The organism is Nonomuraea sp. NPDC000554 (assembly GCF_040300065.1).
GTDB lineage: Bacteria > Actinomycetota > Actinomycetes > Streptosporangiales > Streptosporangiaceae > Nonomuraea.
The window spans coordinates 25,986-51,570 of record NZ_JBEPDC010000007.1 but is presented as its reverse complement, the minus strand read 5'-3'; the positions used below and the strand labels follow the sequence as shown (position 1 = coordinate 51,570).

The following is a 25,585-nucleotide window of genomic DNA, read 5'->3' as shown; positions in this document are numbered from 1 at the left end:
CGACTCTCATCTCGCAGCGCTCCCCGTTCGTCCATGTTCCCTCCGATTTCGCCGATGGGCCCCGCCGATGTGCGTACGCCGCCTTCCTGGCGGCGTCAAGAGTGCGGCCACGAACGATGCCCAGCGGGCGCGATTCCGGCCGCGCGCGTCGCGGGTAAAGGCGGAGCATTCACCGCGTTTCAGGCTTGGAGGAAGGTACGAAGTCCGGCCGTGAAGACCTGGTAGTGATTTCACCTTCCACGCATAGGAGACGCCCGGGCTGCGGTGCTCTACTCGGAAGATGACCGAGACGGCGAACGTGACGCGGCAGGGCGTCGGCGAGAGCGCGCGGCGGCCCGACGCCACCCTGAAGGTGACGGGTGAGTTCGCGTACGCGTCCGATCTGTGGCTTGACGGCATGGTGTGGGGTGTGACGCTGCGCAGCCCGCACGCGTCGGCGTGGATCAGGTCGATCGACGTGGGGCCCGCGCTCGCGATGCCCGGCGTGCTGACCGTGCTCACGCACGAGGACGTGCCGGGCGAGAAGTTCTACGGTCTGGATCTCAGGGATCAGCCGGTGCTCGCCATCGACCAGGTCCGTTACCAGGGCGAGCCGGTGGCGCTGGTGGCGGCGGACCATCCGGAGACGGCGCGCAGGGCCGCCGCCGCGATCGTGGTGGAGTACGAGCCGCGGGACGCGGTGACGGACCCCCGTGAGTCGCGGACCTTCGTGCGGCGTCAGCCGGTGCGGCGGGGCGACACGTTCGTCGCCGACGTCGTCGTGACCGGCGAGTACGAGGTCGGCATGCAGGACCAGGCCTTCCTCGGCCCCGAGTCCGGGCTGGCCGTGCCCGCCGAGGACGGCGGCGTGGACCTGTACATCGCCACCCAGTGGCTGCACGTGGACCGCGACCAGCTCGCCCCCTGCCTCGGCCTGCCGCCGGAGAAGGTCCGGCTCACGCTGTCGGGCGTGGGCGGCGCGTTCGGCGCCCGCGAGGACCTGTCGATGCAGGTCCACGCCTGCATGCTGGCGCTGCGCCTGGACCGTCCCGTCAAGATCGTGTACGGACGGGAGGAGTCGTTCTTCGGCCACGTGCACCGCCATCCGGCCCGGATGCGGTACGAGCACGGCGCGACCCGCGACGGCAGGCTCGTCTACGTCAAGGCCGACATCCTGCTCGACGGCGGCGCGTACTGCTCCACCTCCCCCGCCGTGGTCGGCAACGCGGCCTCACTGGGCGTCGGCCCCTACGAGGTGCCGAACGTCGAGGTGGTGGCGACCGGCGTCTACACCAACAACCCGCCGTGCGGCGCGATGCGCGGCTTCGGCGCGGTGCAGGCGTGCTTCGCCTACGAGTCGCAGATGGACCGCCTGGCGGAGGCGTGCGGCCTGTCGCCCGTCGAGATCCGGGTGCGCAACGCCGTCTCGCAGGGCTCGTCCCTGATCACCGGGCAGGTGATCGACTCGCCCGCGCCGCTCGCCGGCATGCTGCGCGAGCTGGAGTCGTTCCCGCTGCCGCCTCCCGCCGGGCAGGACCTGCGGGCGCTGCCGGGGGGCGTGTCGCAGACCACTCACGGCGAGTCGGTGCGCCGCGGCGTCGGGTACGGGGTGGGCATCAAGAACATCTGCTTCTCCGAGGGCTTCGACGACTACTCGACGGCCAGGGTGCGGGCGGAGCTGATCGGCGGCGAGCCGCACGTCACCGTGCACACCGCCGCCGCCGAGGTGGGGCAGGGCCTGGTGACGTTGCAGGCCCAGATCGCCCGCACCGAGCTGGGCGTCCACGACGTGACGGTGGCGACGGCCGACACCGCGGTGGGGTCGGCGGGGTCGTCGTCGGCGTCCCGGCAGTCGTACGTGACGGGCGGCGCGGTGAAGGCGGCCTGCGAGGCCGTGCGGGCGCGCTTCGAGGGGCTGCCCGCCAGGGAGGCGCTGGAGAAGCTCGGGCCGATCGAGGAGACCAGGGAGTTCCGGCACCGGCCCACGTACCCGATGCATCCGGAGACCGGGCAGGGCGACTCGCACACGCAGCTCGCGCTCTGCGTGCACCGCGCGGTGGTGGACGTGGACGTGGAGCTGGGCCTGGTCAAGGTGGTCGAGCTGGCGGCGGTGCAGGACGTCGGCCGGGTGCTCAACCCGCAGGCGCTGGAAGGCCAGATCCACGGCGGCTCGGCGCAGGGGCTCGGGCTGGCGCTGATGGAGGAGATCCAGATCCGTGACGGGCAGGTGCTGAACCCGTCCTTCACCGACTACCTGATCCCCACGATCCTCGACATGCCACCCATGGCGATGAAAATCCTGGAAAATCCGGACCCGGCCGCACCGTACGGGCTGCGCGGCGCGGGCGAGCCGCCCACCCTCTCCTCGACGCCCGCCATCGCGGCGGCGGTGCGGGCGGCCACCGGGCTGCGGTTGACTCGCGTTCCGATCAGACCCGAAGATATCGCCTTGGTCTGATTGCGGGGGCTCACAGCGGGCCCCGCTATGGGGAGGGATCCGATGACAGACGCGCGTGACGCGGCCAGGGCGGAGTTCGAGCGGTTCGACGCCGACGGCGACGGCCTGCTGACCGCCGACGAGATCAGGCAGGCCAACCAGGCCCTGGGCGGCAGCGGCGCCGGTGACGCCGAGATCGAGCAGTTCATCAGCGCGGCCGACGGCGACGGCGACGGCCGCATCGGGCTGGAGGAGTTCGTCGCGCTCGTGGGCGGCGGCAGGCACGAGAAGGCGTGATCATCTCGCCCGCCGGGTAGGGCACCGGCATTCCCCCTGATCGTGAAGGGGGATGGCGGTGCTCGACAGGTTCTTCCAGCTGTCGGAGCGTGGCACGACCGTCGGACGTGAGGTGCGTGGCGGCGTCACCACTTCCATGGCCATGGCCTACATCATCCTGCTCAACCCGATCATCCTGGCCGGAGCGCACGACGTCACCGGGGCCAAGCTCACGATCGGGCAGCTCACCACGTCCACGGCGCTGGCGGCGGCCGTGTCGACGCTGCTCATGGCCTTCGTCGGCAACGCGCCGTTCGGCCTGGCCGCCGGGCTCGGGCTGAACGCGGTGGTGGCCTACCAGGCCGCCCCCTTCATGACCTGGGCGCAGGCGATGGGCCTGGTCGTGCTGGAAGGCGCAGTGATCATCGTGCTGGCCGTGACCGGCCTGCGCACGCTGATCATGAACGCGATCCCGCTGGCGCTCAAGCACGCCATCAGCGTCGGGATCGGGCTGTTCATCGCGCTGATCGGGTTCGTGGACGCCGGGTTCGTGACGGCGGGCACCGGCACGCCCGTGCAGCTCGGCAGGGCCGGGCACCTGGCGGGCTGGCCGGTGACGGTGTTCTCCTTCGGACTGCTGCTGATGATCGTCCTGTACGTGCGCAGGACGCCCGCGGCCATCCTGATCAGCATCGTCGTGACCACGGTGCTGGCGGTGGTGGTGAACTCGGTCAGCCGGGTCCGCCCCGGCGCGTGGGGCGTGGTGACCCCGCGGATGCCGCGGTCGCTGATCTCCGCGCCGGACTTCGGGCTGGTGGGGCAGGTCGACCTGTTCGGCGGATTCGTCAGGGCCGGGGCGCTGACGGCGACCGTGGTGCTGTTCACGCTGGTGCTGTCGGGGTTCTTCGACGCGATGGGCACGATCATCGGCGTGAGCGACGAAGCCGGGATGGTCGACTCCCTGGGACGGGTGCCGCGGCTGGGCGCGATCCTGACCGTGGACGGCGTCGCCGGGATGGTGGGCGGCGCGGCGAGCGCGTCGGCGAACACCGTGTTCGTGGAGTCGGCGGCGGGCGTCGGCGAGGGGGCCAGGACCGGGCTGGCGTCCGTGGTGACGGGGGCGCTGCTCGGGCTGACGTTGCTGTTCACGCCGCTGGCGGCGGTGGTGCCCGCGGCCGCCGCGGCGCCCGCGCTGGTGCTGGTGGGGGCGCTGATGATGACGCAGAGCAGAAACGTGCCGTGGGTCGACCTGGAGCTGGCGATACCGGCCTTCCTGACGATCGCGCTGATGCCGTTCACGTACTCGATCACCAACGGGGTGGGCGCGGGGCTGATCTCGTACACGCTGATCAAGGCGGCGCGCGGGAGGTTCGCGGAGATCCCCTGGCTGCTCTGGGTGGTCTCGGCGATCTTCCTGGCCTACTTCGGGATCACCGCGCTGGAGGAGCTGTTCGTCGCTAGGTGATGTCGGCTGAGTTGCAGGCCACGCCGTTGTGGTCGACGTCGGGGTACCAGTCGTACTCGGGGTGGACGCCCTTGGAGTAGGGGCCGTCGCCCGCCGCCCTGGCCGCCTTGCAGCTGGCGTACTTGGGGTCGAGGGCCCCCGTGGCCCTGCGGGTGACGGGGCCGGTGGTCGGCGCACCGGCCTGCGGCGACCCGTTCTGTGGTGTGCCGTTTTGCGGAGTGCCGTTCTGTGGCCCGCCCGTCTGCGGCAGGCCCGTCTGCGGGCCGCCCGTCTGGGGTGCGTCCGTCTGGGGCAGGCCGGTCTGGGGTGCGCCCGTCTGTGGCAGGCCGGTCTGGGGGTCTCCCGTCGTGGGGGTGGACGGGGCTCCCGTGGAGGGCGCCGCCGAGCCGGGCGCGCCGCCGAGCAGGCGGGCGGCCAAGGCGTCGGCGTCCTCCTTGGTGAAGCCGGTGATGCTCAGGCTGTCGCCGTCCATGCCCTGCACCACCACGGGGGCGGCCACCACGGTGCGCGGCACGATCACCACGGCCACCTGCCGCTGCTTGGGCGCCAGCTCGTCGATGAGCCCCACCAGGCGCTCCTTGAAGGCGGGCGCGACCGCGACGCGCACCGAGTACGTGCCGTCCTTCTCCCGCACCGGCTCGATCCGCTGCACGGCGTTGACCGTGACGCCGTCCTCCAGCAGGTAGCAGGTCGTCTGCTTGTCGTCGAGAGCGGCCTCGACGCCGGGGCACGGCGCCTTCTTGGTCTCCCGGACGGCGGCGAAGTGGATGGGCACGGCCAGCCGCTGCGGGGGCACGCCGCCGAGCAGCGGCGCGTCGGGGCTCCGCGTCATGAGCACCGCCACCGTGCCGAGCACGCCTGCGACCAGCACGACGAGGACGAGCGAGACGATCAACACGATGGTGGTGAGTCTGCTCGCCTGAGGCTCCCCCGGGACCGCGGGTTGCGGCTCTTCCGGCTTCTCCATCGTTGGCGACCCCATCCTGACGTTCGGGCTGCGGCGAGCCTATCGAGGACGGACTGTACCGAGGTAATCAGCCGAATAATCTTCGCATTTCTGGACAGTGAGAAGAAGCATGGAGGAACCATTACAGATTGCCGATGGTTCCATGCGCTCGTCGAAGCGAGAGTGAAGGCATGAAGGTCGGTGTTCCACGCGAGCTCAAGGACCACGAATACCGTGTGGCGCTCACCCCGGCGGGCGCCCTCGAGCTGACGCAGCACGGTCACCAGGTCCTGGTGGAGCGCGGGGCCGGTGTCGGCTCCGCGATTCCCGACAGCTACTTCCAGACCGCGGGCGCGCTCATCGTGGACAGCGCGGACGAGCTGTGGGCCGAGTCCGACCTGGTGCTCAAGGTGAAGGAGCCGGTGGCCGAGGAGTACCACCGGATGCGCAAGGGCCAGATCCTGTTCACCTACCTGCACCTGGCCGCCTCGCCGCCCTGCACCAGGGCCATGCTCGACTCGGGCGTCACCGGGATCGCCTACGAGACCGTCCAGACGCCCGACGGGGCGCTGCCGCTGCTCGCGCCCATGTCGGAGGTGGCGGGCAGGCTGGCCCCGCAGGTCGGCGCGTACCACCTGATGCGTTCGCAGGACGGCAGAGGCGTGCTGATGGGCGGTGTGTCGGGTGTGCACGCGGCGCGCGTGGTGGTGATCGGCGCGGGCGTCTCCGGCATGAACGCGGCCGTCATCGCGCTGGGCATGCAGGCCGAGGTGCTGCTGCTCGACCGGAACATCGACAAGCTCCGCCAGGCGGACATGATCTACCAGGGGCACTGCCAGACGGTCGCCTCGAACACGCTGGAGATCGAGCGGGCGGTGCTGGAGGCCGACCTGGTGATCGGCGCGGTGCTGGTGCCGGGCGCGAAGGCCCCCAAGCTGGTCAACAACGAGCTGGTCAGCCGGATGAAGCCGGGCTCGGTGCTGGTGGACATCTCCATCGACCAGGGCGGCTGCTTCGAGGACTCACGGCCGACCACGCACGCCGACCCGACGTACCGCGTGCACGACTCGATCTTCTACTGCGTGGCCAACATGCCGGGCGCGGTGCCGCACACCTCGACGTTCGCGCTCACCAACGTCACGCTCCCGTACGCGCTGGCCATCGCCGACTTCGGCTGGAAGGACGCGCTGCGCCAGGACGGCTCGCTCGCGCTCGGCCTGAGCACCCACGACGGCCGCCTGACCAGCGAGCCGGTGGCGGAGGCGCACGACCTCGACTGGATCGCCGTCGAGGCCGTGCTGGACTGACCTACTTCTTCTGGGCCGGCGACTGGGTGGGCGACGGGGAGATGGTCTCCATCGGGACCTGCGACTGGTTCTTCGGCTCCGGCGGGAGCGGCGCCTGGTCGGCGGTGGTGGTGATGGCGTCGGGACCGCCGCAGATGGCGCCCGGCTCAGGGGTGTCGGGGCCGTTCTGGAACTTCTTGATGAAGGCCGGCAGGCGCGGGTCGTCGGGGCTGTCGAGCTTGAGCTGGTGCCCCCAGGTCGAGGCCACGACCGGCGACGGCAGGTTCGGATACGGGCTGACCAGCATGTAGTCCTGCTGGCCCGTCGAGGTGGCCACCGCCTTGAGCGCGTCGACCTGCTGCTTGGGCAGGTCGGGACGGTAGGTGATCCAGACGGCGCCGTGCTCCAGCGAGTGCACGCCGTGCTCGTTGTGGATCGGCTTGTCGTAGACGGCGCACTGCTGCCAGTAGTTGTTGTGCTGGCCGCCCACGGGCGGGGTCTCCTTGTAGGTGACCTGGTTCCAGACGTGCTGGCCGGCTTCGTACTTGGCCGAGGAGACGGCGTCGAGCGAGGTCTCTCTGGCCTGCTTGACCAGGTAGAAGCCGACCAGGCCCACCAGGAGCACGATGACGAGGCCGCCCGCCCCCCACATGAGCGCCGCGGTACGGCGCTCCTTGCGCTTCTGGTCGGCCCGCATCTTCTGCAGATGCTCGCGCCGCGCCTGCGCCTTCTCCTTCGTCATCGGCCCTCCATAGGCGTACCAACTCCGGGTCACCCTATGCCCTTGGGGCGTATGTGGAGAATAAGAGCGACCTAAGCCGCCGATCACGGCTCGGCGACGGGGTGGGTACGCTTGACGAGCCATGGAAAAGCGCCCCGGAAAACCACTTCTGTTCGCCCTCGCGGTGCTGGTCGTCGCTGTCGCGGCGGCCTTCCTGCTGTTCAGCAGGAGCGGCACGCCCGGCGACACCTCGCCCGAGGCCGGGTTCGCCCGCGACATGGCCACGCACCACGCGCAGGCCGTCGAGATGTCCTTCGTCATCCGCGACAAGTCGCAGTCGAAGGACATCAGGAACCTGGCCTACGACATCATCACCACGCAGTCCAACCAGCGCGGCATGTTCCAGGGCTGGCTGCAGCAGTGGAACCTCGACCAGGTGAGCGGCGATCGGCCGATGGCCTGGATGAGCGGTCACGGGCACGGCGGCGGCACGGCCGCGACGCCGGGCGTGATGCCGGGGATGGCGACGCCGCAGGAGCTGACCAAGCTGAAGGAACTGCAGGGCACGGCGGCCGAGGTGCTGTTCCTGCAGCTGATGATCCGCCACCATGAGGGTGGGGTGGAGATGGCGCAGGGACTGCTCAAGCTGTCGAACCGCGACGAGGTGGTCGGCATGGCGCAGAAGATCGTCAACGGTCAGACCGGGGAGATCAAGTTGATGACCGAACTGCTCAGGCAGCGCGGCGCGCAGCCGTATCCGTCGATCCTGAGATGACGCACGACGCGGTCGTGGTGGGGTCGGGCCCGAACGGGCTCGTCGCGGCCGTGCTGCTGGCCCAGACGGGGCGCAGGGTGCTGCTGCTGGAGGCCGCCGGGCGGTTCGGGGGCGGGCTCCGCTCCGAGGAGCTGACCCTGCCGGGCCGGGTTCACGACGTCGGCGCGACCGTGATGGCCATGGCGCTGGCCTCCCCCGCGTTCCGCGACGGCCTCGGCGGGCTCGCTGAGGTGGAGTTCGCGCATCCGCCCGTCGCCGCCGCGCATCCGCTCGACGACCGTCCCGCGGTGCTCGTCCACCGCGACGCCGGGCGTACCGCCGAGGGGCTTGGGCGCGACGCCGCCGTGTGGCGGGCGACCGTCGGGGCGGCGGCGCGGGCCGGGTTCCCGCTGGTCGACCTGCTGCTCAAGCCGCTGGGCCCGTGGCCGGCCGACCCGCGGGCGTTCGCGGCGGCGGCCAGGTTCGCCACGGCGGCGGCCCTGCCCGCCACGACGCTCGGCCGACGGGCCTTCAGGACGGTCGAGGGCCGCGCGGTGCTCGCGGGCATGGCCGCGCACTCCATGCTGGACCTCCGCGCGCCGATCACCAGCGGGTACGGCCTGCTCCTCGCGGCGCTGGCGCACCTGGTGGGGTGGCCGCTGGCCAAGGGCGGCTCGCAGGCCATGGCCGACGCCCTGGTGGCCAGGTTCCGGGCGCTGGGCGGCGAGGCCGTCACCGGCCACCAGGTGCGGAGCCTCAAGGAGCTCGACGCCCCCACGATCGTGCTGGACGTGACGCCCAGGCAGTTCCTCGCCATGGCGGAGCTTCCCCCGCGCTACCGCCGGCGGCTGGAGCGGTTCCGCTACGGGCCGGGCGTGTTCAAGCTGGACTGGGCGCTCGACGGCCCCGTCCCGTGGCGGGATCCGGCCGTCGCCGCGGCGGGCACCGTCCACCTGGGCGGCACGCTGGAGGAGATCGCGCTCAGCGAGGCCGAGATGGCGAGCGGCCGGCACTCGCCCCGCCCGTACGTGCTGCTCGTCCAGCCGTACGCGGCCGACCCGACCAGGGGCGGGCACACGCTGTGGGCCTACTGCCACGTGCCGAACGGCTCGACCGTGGACATGACGGGGGCGATCGAGACGCAGATCGAGCGGTTCGCCCCTGGCTTCCGCGACCGTGTGCTGGCCCGTCACGCGATGGGGCCCGCCGATCTGGAGGCGTTCGACTCGAACCTGGTCGGCGGCGACATCGGCGGCGGGCTGGCCAGTCTGGGCCAGTTTGTCCGGCGCCCGGTCTGGTCGCCGTCGCCGTGGCGCACCCCGCTGCCGGGCGTCTTTCTCTGCTCCGCCTCGACTCCGCCTGGCGCGGCCGTCCATGGGATGGGCGGCTGGCAGGCCGCGCGTCTCGCCGTGCGGGGCTAGTCAGCCCGGGAGGGGGCCGGTCGAGGCGCGGATGTGGAGCTCGACCGGCCGGCGCCCTCGCCGCTCAGAAGGCCCCGGCCAACTCCTACTGGCCGAAAGTAACGATTTGTCCCGACCTGGCTGCGAGATCAACACCTATCAACTCATCGCGTGAACAGTTGGTGCGTGATCTAGACGTCCTGATCATCGGGGTGGGAGCCTGTGCCGCATGCGGATGAAGATTCTTTTAGCGGGCCTGTGCGGCGCCGCTCTGCCTCTCGCCGGACCGGGCGTGACCAGCGCGTCCGCGCGCGCGGCAGGGCCCACGTTCCAGCTTCCCTTCCCCTGCGGGGAGACCTGGGTGGGCAGTAGCAAGAGCTACGCCCACACCGGCAACGAGATCGACTTCAACGGCAGCGCCGACGACGGCGACGCGGACCGCGGCAGGACCGTGGTGGCCTCGGCGGCAGGCACCGTGGTGATGTCGGAATATCGGACCACCGACGGCTTCGGCAACGTGGTCAAGATCCGTCACTCCGACGGCAGCGTGACCCTCTACGCGCACCTGAAATCCCGCGCGGTCTCCAACGGCCAGAACGTGGCGCAGGGCCAGCAGATCGGCGCGGTCGGCAACACCTCGGCCAAGTACAAGCTCATCTCGCACCTGCACTACGAGCAGCGCAGCTCTTCCGGCGAGATCCTCCGCGCGAGCTTCAACGGCAGCCCCTACCGCTACCCGAACCAGACGCTGACCTCGAACAACTGCGGCGGCGGCACGACGGGCAAGCCCACCACCACCCCCACCAGCACGTCGAACCCGTACTCGCCCGAGCAGGTGTGCGGCGCGGGCTTCGCGCAGGTCGACTCGGCCACGCTGGGCAAGCAGGGCCGCGTCTTCCTGCTCTACTCGGCCTCCGCCGGCCAGAACTGCGTCACCACCGTGCGCAACGGGACCAAAGGCAAGGTGTCCGCGAAGGCGTACCTGGAGGTTCAGGGCAAGCCTCGTGACACGGACTCCGGCAGCTTCCAGTACTACGCGGGCCCCGTCCGCGCCAAGGCCGCCCACACCTGCGTCAAGTGGGGCGGCGCGATCGGCTCGGACGTCTACGACAGCCCGTTCGAGCACTGCGACTGACGTCCTGGGGCTGTGCCGAAGACCGGCACAGCCCTATCCCAGTTCCTCCGCGACCGCGGCGGCGAAGGCGTCGACGTCCGCTTCGGTGGTGTCGAAGGCGCACATCCAGCGCACCTCGCCCGTCGCCTCGTTCCAGGTGTAGAAGCGGAAGCGCTTCTGCAGCCGCTCGGTGACGTCCTTCGGCAGTACCGCGAAGACGGCGTTCGCCTCCACGGGCCGCGGCACCTCGACGCCCGGGATGTCGCGGACCGCCTCCGCCAGCCGCTTGCCCATCGCGTTGGCCTGCCGCGCGTTGCGCAGCCACAGGTCGCCCGACAGCAGCGCCTCGAACTGCGCCGACACGAACCGCATCTTGGACGACAGCTGCATGAACGTCTTGCGGATGTAGTCGACCCCGGTGGCGGCCTCGGGGTTCAGCACCACGACCGCCTCCCCGTACAGCATGCCGATCTTGGTGCCGCCGAACGACAGCACGTCCACGCCGGCGTCGGCGGTCAGCGCCCGCAGCGGGACGTCCAGCGCGGCTGCGGCGTTCGTCAGCCGCGACCCGTCGAGGTGGACGAGCAGGCCGAGTTCGTGCGCGTGCGCGCAGACGGCCGCCACCTCGTCGGGCGTGTAGACGGTGCCGAGCTCGGTGGTGTTCGCGATCGACACCACGCGCGGCTGGGCGCGGTGCACGTCCCCGAAGCCCCACGCCTGGCGGTCGATCAGCTCGGGGGTGAGCTTGCCGTCGGGGGTGGGGACGGTGAGCAGCTTGATGCCGCCCGCCACCTCGGGCGCGCCGCCCTCGTCGGTGTGGATGTGGGCGGTCTCCGCGCAGATGACCGCCTCCCAGTGGGCGGTCATGGCGCGCAGCGAGACCACGTTGGCGGCGGTGCCGTTGAACACCGGCCACGCCTGGGCCCGCTCGCCGAAGTGCTTCCTGAAGACGTCCTGCAGGGCCTCGGTGTAGACGTCGTCACCGTAGGCGATCTGGTGGCCGCCGTTGGCGACGGCGATGGCCTGGAGGATCTCCGGGTGCACCCCGGCGTAGTTGTCGCTGGCGAAGCCCTTGAGCTGGGGGTCGTGCCTGAGGGTCACGTGGTGAGATCCAATCGGGTGCCGTTGATGTCGGCGGCGGGCCGGTCGTAGAGCCCGCCGATCGCCTCCGCCAGGTCGCTGACGTCGGTGAAGCCGGCGAACCTGGCATCCGGCTTGGCCGCCCGCATGGCGTCGTTGACCAGGGCCTTGACGACCAGGATGACGGCCGCGCTGCCGGTGTCGCGCAGGGCGTCGGCCAGGGAGAGCGTCCACGCCTCCGAGGCGGCCTTGGCGGCGGCGTAGGCCGCGCCGCCCGCGGTGGGGCGCTCGGCGGCCTTGGCGGAGACGATCACGAAGCGGCCGTTCGCACTCCTGCGCAGCAGCGGCTCGAAGGCCAGCGACACGTGCTGGAGCGTGCGCACGAGCAGGTCGTGCAGGGCGTCCCAGTCGCCGAGGTCGGTCTCGGCGAAGCTCTTCGCGCCCCGCCAGCCGCCGACCAGGTGCACCACCCCGTCGACGTGGCCGTGCTCCTTCTCGATCCGTTCGGCGAGGTCCTGGATGGCGGCGCGGTCGAGCAGGTCGACGTCGTCCTTGTCCACTCCGATCACGGTGTGGCCGTGTTTCGTGAAGTATCCGGTGACGGCCTCGCCCGTGGGCCCCGCTGACCCTGTCACAAGAATGATCACGCCCGGATCCCCCTAGTTGATTCGACCACTTCGCCCAGCTTACGGCGAAGTGCCTCGTAGAACATGCTCAGGGGGAACTCGTCCGGAAGCACCGCGTCCACCTTGGCCTTCTGCTCCTCGGGCAGCGCCGCGACGCCCTTCGCCCAGGTGGAGGCCGGATGCGGCTCGACGTAGCCGCTCACCAGCTCGTAGGCGGCCAGCCAGTGCGCCAGCTTGGACCTGTCGATGCTGTCGCGGTACAGCTTCTCCACCTCGCCCCGCAGGTCGGCGACCCCGTCGGCGACCCGCTCCCAGTCGACGCTGAGCCGGTTGTCGGTCCAGCGGACGACGTCGTTGCGGTGCAGGTAGGCGAACAGGAGCTGCCCGCCGAGCCCGTCGTAGTTGCGCACCCGCTCGCCGGTGATCGGGAACCGGAACAGCCGGTCGAACAGGATCGCGTGCTGGACGTAGCGGGCGTGCGGCACGCCCTGCCGCTCCAGCTCCACGGCCTCGCCGAAGGCGGTCAGGTCGCAGCGCAGCTCCTCCAGGGAGTACAGCCAGTACGGCATCCGCTGCTTGATCATGAACGGGTCGAACGGCAGGTCGCCGTGGCTGTGCGTGCGGTCGTGGATCAGGTCCCACAGCACGAACGTGTCCTGGGCGAGCTGCTGGGAGTCCAGCAGCCTGTCGGCGTCGGGCGGCAGGTCGAGCTTGAGCGTCTCGGTCGCGGCCCTGGACACCCGCCTGAACCGGGCGGCCTCGCGGTCGGCGAAGATCCCGCCCCAGGTGAAGCGCGCGGGCGTGGTCCGCACGGCCACGGTCTCGGGGAAGAGCACCGCGGAGTGGCTGTCGTAGCCGGAGGTGAAGTCCTCGAACGCGATCGGCACGAACATCGGGTTGTCGTACCCGGTCGACTCCACCCTGGCCAGCCAGTCGGGCCAGATCGTGCGGATCCAGACCGCTTCGAGGTTGCGGTTCGGGTTGCCGTTCTGGGTGTACATCGGGAACACCACGACGTGCTCCAGGCCGTCCACGCGCTGCGTGTCGGGGTGGAAGCGGTCGAGCGAGTCGAGGAAGTCGGGCACGCCGAGGTCCTGCTCGGCCCACCTGGCCAGGTCGTCCTGGACGGCCCGCAGGTACGCGGCGTCGTGCGGGAAGTGCGGGGAGAGCTCGCCGACCCGGGCGGAGACGGCGGCGACCAGCGCCTTGGCCTCGTCCTTGGCCTCGGGCACCGAGCCGTCCTTGACCTGGAGCGGGCGCAGCTCCTCGACGGCCGCCTTGAGCGCGCCGAACAGCCGGGCGACCTCGGGGTTCACGCGGTCGGCCGCCTCGTCGCCCGACGGCACGCGGGCCGCCCAGGTGACCACGTTGCCCCAGAGCACCTGGTGGTCGTAGTCGTCGATCGAGTCGTCGCCGAACAGGTCGGAGTCGGCGAACACGACGACGCGTCCCAGGCCGTGCCGGAGGGCGACGGCCAGCGGCGCGCCGGCCGGGTCGGCGGTCGGCGAGGTCGCGAACAGGACGGTCGCCTGCGCCGCGTCCGCGGAGACGGCCAGCACGCCCGCGCGGTAGAAGCACGCCTGCTTGACGCCCGCCAGCAGGCCGTCGCCGGTGGCGCGGTCGGCGAGGACCCAGGTGGCGACGTCGCGGTGGGCGTGGCGGGGGTCGCGCACGGTGGTGTGCTCCACCGTCACGCCGAACCTGGCGAGCAGCTCGTTCAGGTTGTTGCCGTACTTGTCCTGCTCTTCCTCGGCCAGCACGACCAGCCCGCCGCCGGCGGCGACGAAGAACTCGACGGCGTCCAGCTCGGCGGCGGTGAAGACCGGGCTGCCCTGGCCGGTGGTGCGCTCCCAGCGCTCACCCGACGGGTGCGCGATGACCAGGACGTCCTGGTCCTGGAGCGTTCCCTGGTCGAGCGGGCCCTGGGTGTGGGCCGTCACCGTCTGTCCCAGGTGCCGCAGCAGCCCGGCGGCGCGGGAGTAGCCGTTGTCGTCGGGATGCGCGGGGTTGATGGTCTCGGCCACCTCGCGGCGGATGGTCCACGACTCGCTGTGGGCCTCGTCGAACAGCACCCTGGGAAACGCCTTCATGAAAAATCTCCTGCAACAGACGTCCTTTAACGGAAAATATACACATAACTGGGCAATGCTCCGCCAGACCCTTCCGCATGCTGAGATCCCCCGTCAGGGTGACCCCGGATCGGCCTCCAGGCGGACGACGCGGGAACCGCCGCGCGCCTAGCGTTCCTGGACATGTTGAAGAACCAGGTGACCTTCCGCCGGATCGCCGCCGGAACCCTGCTGATCGTCGCGCCGTCGCTGCAGGCGCTGGCCGTCGTCCTCGACCCGGGCACCTGGGGCGACGACCGCGAGAGTGTCAGCTTCGGCCAGAACCCGGCCCTCGCGCAGACGCAGTCGGCGCTCTACCACTGGAGCTGGCTCCTCATGGCCGTCGCCGTGTTCGGCCTGGTGCACCTCACCAGACGCAGGGCGACCAGGCTCGGCCACGTCGCGGGCGCGCTGACGGCGGTCGGCTACGTCAGCGCCTCGGGCCTGCTGCTGACCGACCCGGTCGAGTGGTGGCTGGGCAGGCACTACCCACCCGAGCAGGCGCAGCGGATCCTGGACGAGATGCTGAACCTGCCCGGGGTGATCTACGGCTTCCAGCTGCCGTGGATGTTCTTCGCCATCCTCGGCCTACCCGTGCTGACCGTCGCCGTGTGGCGGGCGGGCTTCGTCGGCTGGTGGGTGCCGCTGCTGGTCGCGATCGGCTACGTGGCCTCGTTCCCCGTCCCGTACGGGCCGCTGACCGCGGTGTTCTGGAGCGTTCCGGTCGTCGCGCTCGGCTGGACCGGGCTGAAGATCCTGCGCATGGGCGACGAGGCGTGGGCGTCGTACTACCCCGCGACCGCTCCCGGCCTGACGACGCCCGACTCGTACGCGAACACCACCGCCTGAGCCCGGTCGCGCAGCCCGAGCTTCATCAGCACCCTGGCCACGTGCGTCTTGACCGTGGCCTCGCCGACGAACAGCTCCCGCGCGATCTCGGCGTTGGTGATGCCGCGCGCCAGCATCCGCAGCACCTCCAGCTCGCGCGGCGTCAACTCGGCCAGCCGGGGCGATGGCCTCGGGTCGGGGGCGGCGGCGAAGGTGGCGATCACCCGGCCGGTGACGGCCGGGTCGAGCAGCGCGTCGCCGGCGTGCACCACCCGGATCGCCTCGATGAGCTGCTCGGGCGGCGAGACCTTCAGCAGGAAGCCGCTGCTGCCCGCGCGCAGCGCGGTGTAGAGGTTCTCGTCGGTGTCGAAGGTGGTCAGGGTGATGACCTTGGGCGGCGCGGGGTCCTCCAGCAGTTCCCTGGTGGCCGACGGCCCGTCGAGGCGCGGCATGGTGATGTCCATCAGCACGATGTCCGGGCGGGTCCGCCTGGCCACGGCGATGGCCTCGCGGCCGTCGGCGGCCTCGCCCACGACCTCCATGTCCGGCGCGCTGTCCACGACCATGCGCAGCCCTGCCCGGACCATCGCCTGGTCGTCCACGATGACGATTCGTATGCCCACAGCCGCGAGGGTAGACGCCGGACGCCGCCTTGGACACCCGGCTCAAGCCGGCCACAAGCCGGTTCCAAGCCAGGCCGGTCCCACGTCAGGCCGGTCCCACGTCAGGAGGGCCTGATGCTCTGCCTGATGCGGCGCTGGGTGGCGTCGTCGCAGCTGTTCTTGGCGCAGAAGTAGAGCAGCAGCATCGGCTTGGGCTTGCGCTCGATCACGTAGCTGACGAAGCCGAGCCTGGAGCCGCCGCCCTTGGGGTCGTGCAGGGAGCCGTCGTAGCGGGTCGCGGGCGCGGTGCCCGCCTGGTCCTGGACGGGCCGGGCGAGGTCCACCTCGCCGGGCAGCAGCCCTTCGAGCGTGGCCTTCATCTGCTCGGCCGTGGCGGCGGCGTCCAGCGTGTCGGAGACCTGGACGTAGAAGCCGGACGCGGCGTCGGGGTCGTCGGTGATGATCGGCGCGACCGTGGACCAGTCGGCGCCCACCCCCGCGACGAACAGCGTCTCGAACTCCTCCGCGTGCGGCGAGACGAGCGCGAACAGGTCGCCGTGCGTCCTGACGGCCCAGCTCGCCGGGTAGTCGAAGGCCACCGGGGCGGCCGTGGTCACCTTGTAATGCGACCACACGTCGCTGCGCTGCCCCATGATGACGAGCACGATCATCACCAGCGCCGCGACGGCGGCGGTCAGCGTGACCAGGATGACCGGCAGCCGGCCGGGACGGCGGCCGTCCTCCTGCCCGGCCGGAGGACCGGCCGTGGGATCGGCCATGGAGTCGGCCGTGGGGTCGGCCGTGGGATCGGCCGGGTGAACGGCCGGACGAGCGTCCGCGGGGTCCGCCGGGGAAACGGGCTGCCGGCGCGGGAATGTGCGCGGCGGCATGGGGGCGGCGGGCTCGCCGAGGTGGCCGCTCATCGCGTCGCGCAGCGCGCTGACGAACTCGGCGCAGCTCGGGTAGCGCTCGTCGGGGGACTTGGCCAGCGCCCGTCCCATCACGTCGTCCACCTCGCGCGGCAGTTCGGTCCTGATCCGCGACAGCGGCGGCGGCTCCTCCGCCAGGTGGGCCCAGAGCAGCGCGATGTCGTTGTCGCGCTGGAACGGCAGGCGGCCCGACAGCGCCTCGTAGGCGACGCAGGCCAGCGCGTACTGGTCGCAGCGGCCGTCGATGTGCTCCTTGTTGATCTGCTCGGGGGACATGTAGCGGGGTGTCCCGATGAACTGATCCGTCTGGGTCAGGCCGGAGATCGAGGTGCGGTGCTTGGTGATGCCGAAGTCGGTCAGGTAGACGTGGTCCTGGGCGAGCAGGATGTTGGCCGGTTTGACGTCCCGGTGGATGAGGTCGTGCGCGTGCGCGGCGTCGAGCGCCGCCGCGACCTGGGCGAAGATCTGGTTCGCCTGGCCGAGCGGCAGCGCTCCCCTGTCGTAGATGAGCCGGCGCAGGTCGAGGCCGTCGACGTAGCGCATGGCGATGTACAGCACGCCGTCGGCGTCGGCGTTGGCCTCGTAGATCGGGATGATGTTCGGGTGCTCGATGCTGGCGACCGTCCTGGACTCCAGGATGAAGCGCTGCCTGAACCTGTCGTCGACGCTGAGCAGCGGGTTGAGGATCTTCAGCGCCACCCGGCGGCTCAGCCTGGGATCGAGGGCGAGGTAGACGACGGCCATGCCGCCTTTGCCGACGATGTCCTCGATGTAGTAACCGGCCACTTCCTGGCCGATCAACGAACGCTCGTTCAAGTGCATCACGTCTCGCTGGGGTGACCGCAGTAGCCGCAGAACCGGTGCGCGTGGCCCAGCCGCATCCCGCACGCCGTGCAGTACTTCGTGGCCGTCTGCTGGGCGGTGAGCACCTTCTTCTGCTGGGGGATCGCGTGCAGCGGCAGCTGCGTCCTGCGCACCATGACGGTCTGGCCGGCGCCGTCGTCGTTCGGCTGCGGGGTCGCGACCAGCGGCGGGGGCAGGTCGGGTTCCTCGTCAGGACCTCGCCGCCGCCACAGCAGGAACGCGCCCGCCCCTGCGGCCAGGAACAGCACCGCGGCGGCCACGCTGACCGGCCAGAGCGGCGTCGACTTGGCCGCGGGCGCCGCCGCCTGCTTGGTGCCCGCGTCCTCGGGGCCACCCCGCTTGGACAGGGACGTCTTGAGCAGCCCCGCGGCCACCACGTTGCCCGGGTAGAGCTCGAGCACCCGCTGGAAGCCCGGCGCGGCGTCGGTGTAGTAGTGGGTGTGGTAGCGGGTCAGCGCCGCCTCGAACGTCGAGTCGATCGCGCCTCTGCGGGGGGCGACCTTGGCCTTGGCCAGGGCGGCGGCGATCTCCCTGACGCCGATCATCCTGGCGTCCTTGCCGCCGCCGATGAGCATCCCGATGACGTGCCCGTCCTTGTCGCCGATCACCGGTGCTCCGCGCATGCCGCGGTCCACGAGGCCGCCGAGTTTGACCGGTTCATCCACCTTGTTCTCGGGGTCGGCGAACTGCCTGCCGTTCTCGCCGGTGCCGCCCTTGCCGAGGTGCGCGATCTCCACGGTGTGCTGGACGTTCGGGCCCGGCCTGCCGAGGAAGCCCGCCACGTTGGTGGGCGAGCCCTGCTGGTCGGGAACCTTGTCGGCGAGCGGCGCCGTCGGCATGCCGACACTGCCGACGACCCGCCCCGACGGGACGAGCACGGCCGGGCTGTCGGGCTGCGACCCCGCGTAGACCAGGTCGGCCTTGAGCCCCTTCGGGTCGACGGGCGAGACGTTGGGGAAGACCGTGATCTCGGTGGTCACGTCGATGATGCAGGTGGCGGTGTCCGTCTTGGGCGGGTAGCACTCCTTCAGGTGGTGGTTGAGCAGGTCGTCCTTGAGCTTGTGCCGTTTGAAGTCGGCCGGGATCTTCACCTTGTGGTGCTCGGCGAAGATCCTGTTGGCGGCGTAGACCGCCACGTCCTGGTCGGTCCGCACCACGCGGGTGAGCGTGACCACCGCGCCCTCGGGGTTGACCACGGTGCCCGTCCCGACGCCGATGGGGACGTCGTAGGAGCGCTCCACGTGGACCAGCTCGCCGATGTGGTCGAGCAGGGTGATCTTCACATGGGACGTCGCTTCGACCCGCACCACGGCCGGTGTCACCAGGTCGGTGATCCCGCTGGGATGCTCGTGTGCCATCGCGGGCACCGCGGTCAGCACGATCGGCACCAGCGACACCAGGGCCACCGCGACGCCACCTGCCAGAGCTGTGAGACGCGCCATCTCCGCTCCCAACTGTGGGGATGTAACCAGGGTCCCAAGCGCCTGCCGTAAGTCAAGAGACCCATGGATAGACAAGCGCTTGCTTGAGCACCTACCGTGCCAGCATGGGCTACGCGATCGGGGTGGACGTCGGCGGCACCTTCACCGACGTCGTCCTGCGCGGCCCCTCCGGCGACGTGACCGTCGCGAAGTGTCTGAGCACCCACGACGACCCCATCGCGGGCATCGTCACCGGCGTTACGCGCGTCCTCGCCGACCTGGACCCGGCCCTCGTCACCAGGGTCGCGCACGCCACCACCCTGGCCACCAACGCCATCCTGGAACGCACCGGGGTGCGGGTGGCCTTCGTGACGACCCGCGGCTTCCGCTCCGTCGTCCCGCTCGGCCGGTACGCCCGCGTCGAGGAGGACCGGTACGACCTGCGCTTCACGCCACCGCCTCCGCCGGTCGCCCCCGGCGACTGCTTCGAGGTGGACGAGCGGGTCTCGGCGCGCGGCGAGGTCCTGACGCCCCTGGATCCCGGCTCGGTGCGGCGGGTGGCGGCGGAGATCGCCCGGCGCGGCATCACGTCCGCGGCCGTCTGCCTGCTGCACTCCTACGCCGACCCCGCGCACGAGCGGGAGGTGGCGACGATCCTGCGCGCGTCGGTCCCGAACGTGGTGGCCTCGTGGGAGGTGTGGCCGGAGATCCGCGAGTACGAGCGCGCCACCACCACCATCATGTCCGCCTATATCGGCCCTTTGATGGCGTCGTACCTGTCGAGGCTCCGCGCCCGGCTTGCCGAGCTGGGCGTCACCGCGCCGATCCACGTCATGGAGTCGGGCGGCGGCGTGATCTCCGCCGAGCTCGCCGCGCGGCGGGCGGTGGCCACGATCGAGTCCGGCCCCGCCGCGGGCGTGCTGGCCGCGGCCTCCGCCGGCTTCCGCGACGTGATCTCGTTCGACATGGGCGGCACCACGGCCAAGACCTGTGTCGTCCGCGACGGCAGGCCCGAGATCACGCACGAGTTCCACGTCGGCGGCAAGGGCAGCTTCGGCGGGCGGCGGGCCGGAACCGGCGTGCCCATCAAGACCCCCGCCATCGACCTCGCCGAGGTCGGCGCGGGCGGAGGCAGCGTCGCCTGGCTGGACGCGGCCGGCGCGCTCCACGTCGGCCCCCGCTCGGCGGGCTCCTCCCCCGGGCCCGCCTGCTACGGCCTGGGCGGCGCCGAGCCCACCGTCACGGACGCCGACCTCGTGCTCGGCTACCTCTCCTCCGCCTCCATCCCCCTGTCTCCGTCGCTGGCCGCCAAGGCGCTGGACCGGCTGGCGGGGCCGCTCGGCGTGTCCAGGGCGGAGGCGGCGCACGCCGTCCACGAGATCGTCAGCGCCTCGATGGCGGCGGCGGTCCACGTGGTGACCGTGCAGCGCGGCATCGACCCGCGCGGCTTCCCGCTGGTGGCCTTCGGCGGCGCGGGCCCCATGCACGCGGCGCGGGTCGCCGAGCGCTTCGGCATCGGCACGGTCGTGGTGCCCGCGCACTGCGGCGTCGCCTCGGCGGCCGGCCTGCTCGCGGGCGCGCCGTCCACGGACCGGGTCCTGTCCCGGCTGGACGCGGGCGACCCGGAGGAGGTCTTCGCCTCGCTGGAGCGGGCGGCGGCCAGCGACCTCGGCGTGGCCCTGACGGACGCGGGGGTGCGGGTGTCGCGCTCGGTGGACGTCCGCTTCAGGGGCCAGTCGCACGACCTGACGGTGGCCTGGTCGCCGTCCCGGCCGGAGCTGGAGTCGCGGTTCTTCGCCCGGTACGCCGAGGTGTACGGGATCGACCAGCGCGGCGAGACGGAGCTGGTGAGCTACCGCGTCCGCCTCACCCTCCCTCAGGCCTCCGGCGCGCCGCTGGTGAGCGACGCGCCCGGCACAGTGGGCACGGCGGGCCCGGTGGGCACGCGGCCCGCGTACTTCGCCGCTCTGGGCGGCTACGCGGACGTGCCGGTGCACACCCGCGACACGCTGGACGTCCTGGCCGGGCCGGGGATCGTGGAGGACGCCGAGTCCACGATCGTCGTCCCGCCGGGCTGGACCGCCCGCCTCGGCCCGGCCCGCGCCGTCCACCTGCTGAGGCAGGCGGGATGAGCGACGGGCTCACCGCGGAGGTGCTGCGGAACGCGCTGGTGGTGGCCGCCGAGGAGGCCAGCATCGTGGTCGTCAGGTCGGCGTACTCGACGTTCATCGTCGAGGGCTCCGACGCGTCGGCCGCCATCCTGGACGTCCGGGGGCGGCTGATCGCGCACTCGACGGCGACCACGCTGATGAACAGCATGGCGCTCAAGGTCGCGCTGCCCGAGCTGCTGCGCGACGTGCCGCCCGGCACGATGCGGCCCGGCGAGGTGTACGTGCTCAACGACGCCTACCGGGGCGGCGTCCACACCAACGACCTGCTCGTCTACCGGCCCGTCTTCGTCGGGGACGCGCCGCGCTACTTCACCGCGACCATGATCCACGTGTCGGACCTCGGCGGGCTGTCGGCCGGCGGGATGGCGCCGCTGGCCACCGACATCTTCCTCGAAGGGCTGCAGCTGCCGCCCGTCAGGCTGGCCACCGCGGGCGGGCTCGAACCGGCCGTCGAGGCGATCCTGCGGGCCAACAGCCGCACCCCCGACAAGGTCATGGGCGACGTCCGGGCCCTGGTCGCCGGGACGGCCGTCGCCGCCGCCCGGGTGGCGGCCCTGGTCGAGGAGTACGGCGAGGACGGCTTGGAGGCGGGCGTCGAGGACTACCTCGACCACACCGAGGCGAGCACCCGCGCGGCCCTGGCCGACCTGCCCGAGGGCCGCTTCGAGGCGTCCTACCCGATCGACGACGACGGGGTGCACCCCGGCGACCCCCACCACGTGCGGGTGGCGGTCACCCTCGGCGGTCGGCGGGCCGTGGTCGACTTCGCCGGGACGGGGCCGCAGGTGCCCGCGGCGATCAACGCGTCGGCGTCGCAGTCCATGGCCGCGGCCGTGTTCGCCGTGCGGTGCTTCCTCGACCCGTCGATCGCGATGAACGACGGCTGCCTGCGGGCGATCGAGGTGCGGCTGCCCGAGGGGTCGCTGCTCAACGCGCGCTCCCCGTTCCCGTGCGGGGGGCGGTTCGTGCCCGTCTACGCGGCCATGGAGGCGATCTTCCAGGCGCTGTCCGACGCGGTGCCCGAGCGGGCGATCGCGGCGAGCGGGATCCTGCAGCCGTTCTCGATCGCCGCCGTGGGCGCGCCGTACTGGATCCACCTGTCGTACGACTTCGGCGGCGTCGGCGCGCGGCAGGGGCTGGACGGTCCGGACGCGACGGGCGTCCACTTCGGCATCGGGCGGAACTCGGTGCCGCAGGCCGAGCCGGTGGAGAGCCGCTGCCCGGTGGTGGTCGAGTCGATCGCGACGGTCCCGGACTCCGGCGGACCCGGCAGGCACCGGGGCGGCCTGGGCTCGCGGACCGTCTACCGGTTCCTGGCCGACTGCCACGTCACGACCCGGGGCGACCGCCTCCGCCTCGCCCCGCCGGGACGCGACGGCGGCCTGCCAGGACGCCTCGGCGGCTTCTTCCGGCGGCACCTGGACGGGACGGTCGAGCGGCTCGCGTCCAAGGTGAACAACGTCCGCTTCGTTGCCGGTGAGGCGTTCATCGTGGAGACGACGGGCGGCGGCGGCATCGGCTCCCCGGCCGAGCGGGATCGCGACGCGGTGCTCGCCGACCTCGAAGCGGGCCGCGTCACCCCGCGCGGCGCCCTGGAGGACTACGGCGTCACCCTGGACGCCTGAGGACGGCCTTCAGACAACCGGCCCGGACTGAACTCCCACAGCGGAGACCCCAGCCGCACGCCCTCTTCGACCCGATACGTGAGTCTCACGACCCTCCTCTGACCAGGTGGACGACGGGCCGCCCGCCGGGGCCCGGCTCGATCGTGACACGGGCGTCGAAGTGCTTGCCCACCAGCGTCTCGGTGAGCACCTGGTCGGGCCTGCCGACGGCGGCGGCGTGCCCGCGGGCGAGCAGCAGGAGGGTGTCGGCGTACTGCCCGGCCACGGTCAGGTCGTGCAGTGTGGTGACGACGGTGAGGCCGTCGGCGAGCCTGAGCCGGTCGACGAGTTCCAGGACCTGCTGCTGGTGCCCGAGGTCGAGGGCGGTGGTGGGCTCGTCGAGCAGCAGCACGGGCGCCTGCTGGGCGAGCGCCCTGGCGAGCACCACCCGCTGCCGCTCGCCGCCGGACAGCTCGCCGAGCCTGCGGGTGGCGAAGCCGTCCAGGTCGAGCCGGTCGAGGACGGACGCGGTCACGTCCCTGTCGCGGCGGCCCTCCCTGCCGAGGTAGGGGATGTACGGGGTACGCCCGAGCAGCGCGTAGTCGAAGACCGTCATGTCGGTCGGCAGCGCGGGCGTCTGCGGGGCGTAGGCCACCAGCCTGGCCCGGTCCCTGGGCCGGAGCGCGTCGGCGGGCCGGCCGTCGATGGTCACCTCGCCGCGGTGCGCGACCAGGCCCATGACGGCCTTGAGCAGGGTGGACTTGCCGGCGCCGTTCGGCCCGATGACCGCCAGCCACTCGCCTGCCCGCACCTGGACGTCCACCTCGTCCAGAACCTGGCGCTCGCCGAGCCGCACCGACAGGGACGTGGCCGAGATCACGTGGCGGCCCGCCTGGTCATGCGCAGGACGCCCACGAAGAACGGCGCGCCCACGAACATGGTGACGACGCCGATCGGCAGCTCGGCGGGGGCGATGACGGTGCGCGCGATCAGGTCGGCCAGCACCAGGAAGGCCGCGCCGCCGATCAGCGAGAGCGGCAGCACGATCCGGTACGAGCCGCCCGCCAGCCGCCGCACCACGTGCGGGACGACGATGCCGACGAACCCGATCAGCCCGCTCACCGCGACGGCCGCGGCGGTGGCCAGCGAGGCGGCCAGCAGCACCGCCAGCCGCACCCGGGACGCCCGCACGCCCAGGCTGACGGCCTCCTCGTCGCCCACGGACAGCACGTCGAGCATCCGGCCGTGCAGGAGCAGCAGCACGGACGACACCGCCGCGTACGGCAGGACCAGCCAGAACTGGTCCCAGCCGCCGCCGACGTCGCCCAGGATCCACGCGTAGATGCGTTGCAGCTCCTCCACCTTGAACTGCTGGATGAACGTCTGGATCGAGGTGAGGAACGAGGTGACCGCGACCCCGGCCAGCACCAGCGTCGCGGTGCCGCCGGAGCGTCCGGCGGTGTTGCCCAGCAGGTACGCCAGCAGCACGCCGCCCACCGCCCCCGCGAACGCGGCCACCGGGATCGTGCCCAGCGGCGCCGGGAACAGCACGATGACGACGGTCGTCGTGAGCCCCGCGCCCGCGGCGGCGCCCAGCAGGTACGGGTCGGCGAGCGGGTTCCTGAACACGCCCTGGTAGCCCGCGCCCGCCATGGCGAGCAGCCCGCCGACCACGGCCGCCACCAGCACCCTGGGCAGGCGCAGCTCGAACAGCAGGGTCTGCTCGACCGGCGCGAGCCCGGAGTCCACCTGCGTGAACGGCAGCCAGTCGACCACCTGGAGGACCACCTGCCAGGGCGAGATGCTCGCGGCCCCGACGAGCAGCCCTACGACCATGCAGACGGCCAGCACGCCGAGCCCGCCGACCAGCCACACGGGTCTGGCCTTGGACGCCTGAAGGACGGGCACTACGACTTCGCGGCCTTCGCGGCCTTGCCGACGGCGTCGCCGATCGTCTGGGCGAGGTCCACGACGCGCGGCCCCCAGCGGGAGGCGATGTCGTCGTCGAGCTGCACCACCTGGTCGTTCTTGATCGCCGACAGGTCCTTCCAGCCGGGACGCTTGGCCAGCGTCTCCTTGCTCTGCTGGCAGCACTTGGTGTCGGCGAGGAAGATCAGGTCGGGGTCGGCCTGGGCGACGAACTCGGCCGACAGCTTGGGGTAGCCGCCCGCCGGGTCGGGCGCCTTGTCGGCGATGTTGGTGAGCCCGAACAGGCCGTAGATCTGCCCGATGAAGGTGCTGGACGTCGCCGCGTACGGCGTCTGGTCGAGCTCGTGGTAGTAGGTGAGCTTCTTGCCCTTGGGCGCGGCGGCGGCCAGCTTCTCCAGCGACGACTTCATGGTGGTCACGACCTCGCCGGCCTTGGCCTGGTTGCCGGTGGCCGCGCCCAGGTCGGCGATCTCGTCGTACGCCTCGTCCAGCTTGGTCGCGGCGGGTTCGAGCAGGACGGGCACCTTCAGCTTGCCGAGCTCGGCGACGACCTTGTCGATGTCGTTGGAGACGATCACCAGGTCGGGCTTCTGGGCGACGATGGCCTCGACGTTGGGCTTGAAGCCCGACAGGTTCGTCTTGGGGGCCTCCGGCGGGTAGTTCGACTGGTCGTCCACCGCGACGACCTGGGGGCCCGCGCCGATGGCGAAGAGGGTCTCGGTGTGGGCGGCCGAGAGGGAGATGATCCGCTCCGGCTTCTTGTCGAGGGTGACCTTGCCGTTGCCCGCCTCGACGGTGACGGGGAAACCGGCGGAGGCGGCCGGGGCGGTGGCGGGGGATGCGGCTGTGGGGGCGGCGGGCGTGCCGTTCTGGCCGCATCCGGCGAGAACGAGCGTTCCCAGCAGCGCGCCCGCGAAGGCCGTGCGTACGGGCCTCACGAGAAGTCCTTTCACACTGTCGGAACCGAGAGACCCGCGATGAGCGACGGATCACCCTTTTCCACGAGGGTTGATGACGTCAGCGCGGAGGCAGGCGACCTGGCTAT

The 25,585-nt window shown here is 71.6% G+C and carries 21 protein-coding genes; 10 read left to right on the top strand and 11 right to left on the bottom strand.

Annotation, left to right across the window (positions count from 1 at the left end; genetic code table 11):
- The first annotated feature begins 280 nt into the window (after positions 1 to 280).
- From ABT294_RS15635 to ABT294_RS15625, 3 genes are read left to right on the top strand one after another with little or no spacing between them, the layout of a single operon-like run.
- Positions 281 to 2,437, top strand: a complete 2,157-nt coding sequence (locus ABT294_RS15635; protein ID WP_350806273.1) for a molybdopterin cofactor-binding domain-containing protein — start codon at positions 281 to 283, stop codon at positions 2,435 to 2,437.
- A gap of 42 nt (positions 2,438 to 2,479) precedes the next feature.
- A complete protein-coding gene (locus ABT294_RS15630) occupies positions 2,480 to 2,713 on the top strand; it encodes an EF-hand domain-containing protein (protein WP_350806272.1) in 234 nt (77 codons plus the stop codon).
- Between the two features lie 52 nt (positions 2,714 to 2,765).
- Positions 2,766 to 4,157, top strand: coding sequence for an NCS2 family permease (locus ABT294_RS15625; RefSeq protein ID WP_350806271.1), 1,392 nt, complete (start codon positions 2,766 to 2,768; stop codon positions 4,155 to 4,157).
- Here ABT294_RS15625 and ABT294_RS15620 read toward each other — a convergent pair.
- Positions 4,150 to 5,124: an excalibur calcium-binding domain-containing protein gene (locus ABT294_RS15620; protein ID WP_350806269.1), complete on the bottom strand. Its 975-nt coding sequence runs from the start codon at positions 5,122 to 5,124 to the stop codon at positions 4,150 to 4,152. The genes ABT294_RS15625 and ABT294_RS15620 overlap by 8 nt on opposite strands.
- Positions 5,125 to 5,294: 170 nt before the next feature.
- Between ABT294_RS15620 and ald the strand changes: the two genes are divergently transcribed.
- Complete coding sequence (gene ald, locus ABT294_RS15615; RefSeq protein ID WP_350806268.1) at positions 5,295 to 6,410, top strand: alanine dehydrogenase; 1,116 nt, start codon at positions 5,295 to 5,297, stop codon at positions 6,408 to 6,410.
- A 1-nt stretch (position 6,411) separates the two neighbouring features.
- Here the strand turns inward: ald and ABT294_RS15610 are convergent, their stop codons facing one another.
- Entirely contained in the window at positions 6,412 to 7,131 is a 720-nt protein-coding gene (locus ABT294_RS15610) for a thioredoxin-like domain-containing protein (RefSeq protein WP_350806267.1), read from the bottom strand.
- A 121-nt stretch (positions 7,132 to 7,252) separates the two neighbouring features.
- On the opposite strand from ABT294_RS15610, the gene ABT294_RS15605 reads away from it, so the two are divergent.
- From ABT294_RS15605 to ABT294_RS15595, 3 genes are all read left to right on the top strand, one after another.
- Positions 7,253 to 7,885, top strand: a complete 633-nt coding sequence (locus tag ABT294_RS15605) for a DUF305 domain-containing protein (protein WP_350806266.1) — start codon at positions 7,253 to 7,255, stop codon at positions 7,883 to 7,885.
- Positions 7,882 to 9,285 carry a phytoene desaturase family protein gene (locus tag ABT294_RS15600; protein ID WP_350806265.1) on the top strand — a complete coding sequence of 468 codons (1,404 nt, stop codon included), beginning with the start codon at positions 7,882 to 7,884 and terminating at the stop codon, positions 9,283 to 9,285. The genes ABT294_RS15605 and ABT294_RS15600 overlap by 4 nt, the downstream gene beginning before the upstream one ends.
- A 340-nt stretch (positions 9,286 to 9,625) precedes the next feature.
- A complete protein-coding gene (locus ABT294_RS15595) occupies positions 9,626 to 10,399 on the top strand; it encodes a M23 family metallopeptidase (RefSeq protein ID WP_350806264.1) in 774 nt (257 codons plus the stop codon).
- Between the two features lie 33 nt (positions 10,400 to 10,432).
- Here the strand turns inward: ABT294_RS15595 and ABT294_RS15590 are convergent, their stop codons facing one another.
- From ABT294_RS15590 to ABT294_RS15580, 3 genes are read right to left on the bottom strand one after another with little or no spacing between them, the layout of a single operon-like run.
- Positions 10,433 to 11,479, bottom strand: coding sequence for a threonine aldolase family protein (locus ABT294_RS15590; RefSeq protein WP_350806263.1), 1,047 nt, complete (start codon positions 11,477 to 11,479; stop codon positions 10,433 to 10,435).
- Complete coding sequence (locus tag ABT294_RS15585; RefSeq protein ID WP_350806262.1) at positions 11,476 to 12,105, bottom strand: SDR family NAD(P)-dependent oxidoreductase; 630 nt, start codon at positions 12,103 to 12,105, stop codon at positions 11,476 to 11,478. The genes ABT294_RS15590 and ABT294_RS15585 overlap by 4 nt, the downstream gene beginning before the upstream one ends.
- Positions 12,102 to 14,174 (bottom strand): DUF6421 family protein, encoded by a 2,073-nt coding sequence (locus tag ABT294_RS15580; protein ID WP_350806261.1) that lies wholly within the window; start codon positions 14,172 to 14,174, stop codon positions 12,102 to 12,104. Before ABT294_RS15580 ends, ABT294_RS15585 begins: the two co-directional genes overlap by 4 nt.
- Before the next feature lie 162 nt (positions 14,175 to 14,336).
- Between ABT294_RS15580 and ABT294_RS15575 the strand changes: the two genes are divergently transcribed.
- The gene (locus ABT294_RS15575) at positions 14,337 to 15,041 is read left to right on the top strand and encodes a hypothetical protein (protein WP_350806260.1); all 705 of its coding nucleotides are present in this window, start codon (positions 14,337 to 14,339) and stop codon (positions 15,039 to 15,041) included.
- Here the strand turns inward: ABT294_RS15575 and ABT294_RS15570 are convergent.
- The 3 genes from ABT294_RS15570 to ABT294_RS15560 form a co-directional block, all read right to left on the bottom strand.
- Positions 14,981 to 15,643, bottom strand: a complete 663-nt coding sequence (locus ABT294_RS15570) for a response regulator (RefSeq protein ID WP_350806259.1) — start codon at positions 15,641 to 15,643, stop codon at positions 14,981 to 14,983. The genes ABT294_RS15575 and ABT294_RS15570 overlap by 61 nt on opposite strands.
- Before the next feature lie 101 nt (positions 15,644 to 15,744).
- A complete protein-coding gene (locus ABT294_RS15565; protein WP_350806258.1) occupies positions 15,745 to 17,373 on the bottom strand; it encodes a serine/threonine protein kinase in 1,629 nt (542 codons plus the stop codon).
- A complete protein-coding gene (locus tag ABT294_RS15560; protein WP_350806257.1) occupies positions 17,373 to 18,857 on the bottom strand; it encodes a S1C family serine protease in 1,485 nt (494 codons plus the stop codon). The genes ABT294_RS15565 and ABT294_RS15560 overlap by 1 nt, the downstream gene beginning before the upstream one ends.
- 104 nt (positions 18,858 to 18,961) lie before the next feature.
- Between ABT294_RS15560 and ABT294_RS15555 the strand changes: the two genes are divergently transcribed.
- Positions 18,962 to 20,968 (top strand): hydantoinase/oxoprolinase family protein, encoded by a 2,007-nt coding sequence (locus tag ABT294_RS15555; protein WP_350806255.1) that lies wholly within the window; start codon positions 18,962 to 18,964, stop codon positions 20,966 to 20,968.
- Positions 20,965 to 22,632, top strand: coding sequence for a hydantoinase B/oxoprolinase family protein (locus ABT294_RS15550; RefSeq protein ID WP_350806254.1), 1,668 nt, complete (start codon positions 20,965 to 20,967; stop codon positions 22,630 to 22,632). The genes ABT294_RS15555 and ABT294_RS15550 overlap by 4 nt, the downstream gene beginning before the upstream one ends.
- Before the next feature lie 85 nt (positions 22,633 to 22,717).
- Here ABT294_RS15550 and ABT294_RS15545 read toward each other — a convergent pair whose 3' ends face one another.
- From ABT294_RS15545 to ABT294_RS15535, 3 genes are read right to left on the bottom strand one after another with little or no spacing between them, the layout of a single operon-like run.
- A complete protein-coding gene (locus ABT294_RS15545) occupies positions 22,718 to 23,491 on the bottom strand; it encodes an ABC transporter ATP-binding protein (RefSeq protein WP_350806252.1) in 774 nt (257 codons plus the stop codon).
- On the bottom strand, positions 23,488 to 24,519 hold the full coding sequence (locus ABT294_RS15540) for a FecCD family ABC transporter permease (RefSeq protein ID WP_350806251.1): 1,032 nt from the start codon (positions 24,517 to 24,519) through the stop codon (positions 23,488 to 23,490). The genes ABT294_RS15545 and ABT294_RS15540 overlap by 4 nt, the downstream gene beginning before the upstream one ends.
- Positions 24,519 to 25,478 carry an ABC transporter substrate-binding protein gene (locus ABT294_RS15535; protein WP_350806249.1) on the bottom strand — a complete coding sequence of 320 codons (960 nt, stop codon included), beginning with the start codon at positions 25,476 to 25,478 and terminating at the stop codon, positions 24,519 to 24,521. The genes ABT294_RS15540 and ABT294_RS15535 overlap by 1 nt, the downstream gene beginning before the upstream one ends.
- Positions 25,479 to 25,585: the final 107 nt, after the last annotated feature.